Origin of the sequence: Falsiroseomonas sp. HC035 (assembly GCF_050563525.1) — a bacterium.
In the GTDB taxonomy this organism is placed as follows: domain Bacteria; phylum Pseudomonadota; class Alphaproteobacteria; order Acetobacterales; family Acetobacteraceae; genus Falsiroseomonas.
Genome location: NZ_JBNXUN010000050.1, coordinates 1 through 2740, shown reverse-complemented (window position 1 = coordinate 2740; position 2740 = coordinate 1). Strand labels below are relative to the sequence as shown.

Genomic DNA, 2740 nt, shown 5'->3' with positions numbered 1-2740 from the left:
GAGCGCTATCGGGCGATTAGGACCGCTCAGCTGAGACAGTTACCTGTCTTACACCTGCGGCCTATCGACGTGGTGGTCTTCCACGGCCCTCGGCGAGACCTCGTCTTGAGGCTGGTTTCCCGCTTAGATGCCTTCAGCGGTTATCCATTCCGCACTTGGCCACCCAGCCATGCCACGGGCGTGACAACTGGTTCACCAGAGGTGCGTCCATCCCGGTCCTCTCGTACTAGGGACAGATCCTCTCAAGTCTCGTACACCCACGGCAGATAGGGACCGAACTGTCTCACGACGTTCTAAACCCAGCTCACGTACCGCTTTAATCGGCGAACAGCCGAACCCTTGGGACCTGCTCCAGCCCCGGGATGCGATGAGCCGACATCGAGGTGCCAAACCTCCCCGTCGATGTGGACTCTTGGGGGAGATCAGCCTGTTATCCCTAGAGTACCTTTTATCCGTTGAGCGATGGCCCTTCCACGCGGGACCACCGGATCACTAAGGCCGACTTTCGTCTCTGTTCGCGCTGTCGCGCTCACAGTCAGGCGGGCTTGTGCCTTTGCACTCAACAGCCGATGTCCGACCGGCTTGAGCCCACCATCGCGCGCCTCCGTTACCATTTGGGAGGCGACCGCCCCAGTCAAACTGCCCACCACGCAGGGTCCCGGCCCGGGGTGACCGGGCTCGGTTAGACGCCAGAAAGGCACAGGGTGGTATTTCAAGGTTGGCTCCACCAAAGCTAGCGCCCCGGCTTCATAGCCTCCCACCTATCCTACACAGTCCCTTCCTGGCGCCACTGCGAAGCTGCAGTAAAGGTTCATAGGGTCTTTCCGTCTGACCGCGGGTACCCCGCATCTTCACGGGGAATTCAATTTCGCTGAGCCCATGCTGGAGACAGTGGGGAGGTCGTTACGCCATTCGTGCAGGTCGGAACTTACCCGACAAGGAATTTCGCTACCTTAGGACCGTTATAGTTACGGCCGCCGTTTACTGGGGCTTCAGTTCGATGCTTGCACATCTCCCCTTAACCTTCCAGCACCGGGCAGGCGTCAGACCCTATACGTCATCTCTCGATTTCGCAGAGCCCTGTGTTTTTACTAAACAGTCGCCACCCCCTGGTCTGTGCCACCCACCAACACTTGCGTGCCAGCAGGTCTCGCTTATCCCGAAGTTACGCGAGCAATTTGCCTAGTTCCTTCAGCATGGTTCCCTCAAGCGCCTTGGAATACTCGTCCAATCCACCTGTGTCGGTTTAGGGTACGGTCCATATGTCAGAGCTATTTCCCGAGCCGATCCAACAGCAACCCCAATCCAATAAGGGATCACTGCACTTCACGGCTGTCACTTCTGACGGGCCCAGGAATATTCACCTGGTTTCCATCGGCTACGGCTCTCGCCCTCGCCTTAGGGGCCGGCTCACCCTGCGCGGATTAGCCTTGCGCAGGAACCCTTGGATTTTCGGCGGAAGGGTTTCTCACCCTTCTTGTCGCTACTCATGTCCGCATTCGCACTTCCCATACCTCCACGGCCCCTCACGGATACCGCTTCACAGGCCTAGGGAACGCTCCGCTACCGCACGTCTTTCGACGCACCCACAGCTTCGGCTCGTGGCTTGAGCCCCGTTACATTTTCGCCGCAGAACAGCTATTAGACCAGTGAGCTATTACGCTTTCTTTAAAGGATGGCTGCTTCTAAGCCAACCTCCTGGTTGTTTTGGCCGTCCCACATGCTTTCCCACTTAGCCACGAATTAGGGGCCTTAGCTGGTGGTCTGGGCTGTTTCCCTCTCGACAATGGACCTTAGCACCCACTGTCTGTCTGCCACGCTGCACTCGCCGGCATTCGGAGTTCGGTTGGGTTTGGTAGGACTTTGGGTCCCCCTAGCCCATCCGGTGCTCTACCTCCGGCGGTGATCACATGACGATCTACCTCAATAGATTTCGCGGAGAACCAGCTATTTCCTGGTTTGATTGGCCTTTCACCCCTAGCCACAGATCATCCCCGACTTTTTCAACAGGCGTGGGTTCGGCCCTCCAGTAGGTGTTACCCCACCTTCAGCCTGTCCATGGCTAGATCACCAGGTTTCGGGTCTTCTGCCGGCAACTGAACGCCCTGTTCAGACTCGCTTTCGCTGCGCCTACACCTCACGGCTTAAGCTCGCTGCCAACAGAAACTCGCGGACCCATTATACAAAAGGTACGCCGTCACCCACCCTCGCGGGTCAGGGCTCCGACTGCTTGTAGGCGTTCGGTTTCAGGTCTCTTTCACTCCCCTCGTCGGGGTGCTTTTCACCTTTCCCTCACGGTACTTGTGCACTATCGGTCGCCAGAGAGTATTTAGGCTTAGAGGGTGGTCCCCCTACGTTCAGACAGGGTTTCACGTGCCCCGCCCTACTCAAGGATCATCAGAAACACTACGGCTACGGGGCTATCACCCACTATGGCCAGCCTTTCCAGACTGCTCGCCTTCTTTCCTGACAACCACTGGCCTCCTCCGCTTTCGCTCGCCACTACTCGCGGAATCTCTGTTGATGTCTTTTCCTCCAGGTACTGAGATGTTTCAGTTCCCCGGGTTTGCCTCCCACCCCTATGTATTCAGGATGGGATACTCCTTGCGGAGTGGGTTTCCCCATTCGGACATTCGCGGATCAACGATCGCTCGCATCTCCCCGCGACTTATCGCAGCGTGCCACGTCCTTCATCGCCTTCTGGCGCCAAGGCATCCACCGAACGCCCTTGTCTTGCTCC

The 2740-nt window shown here is 57.7% G+C and carries 1 rRNA gene; it reads right to left on the bottom strand.

The annotated features are described in order from the left end of the window. A 23S ribosomal RNA gene (locus ACLF3G_RS29315) occupies positions 1 to 2737 on the bottom strand. Positions 2738 to 2740 lie beyond the last annotated feature (3 nt).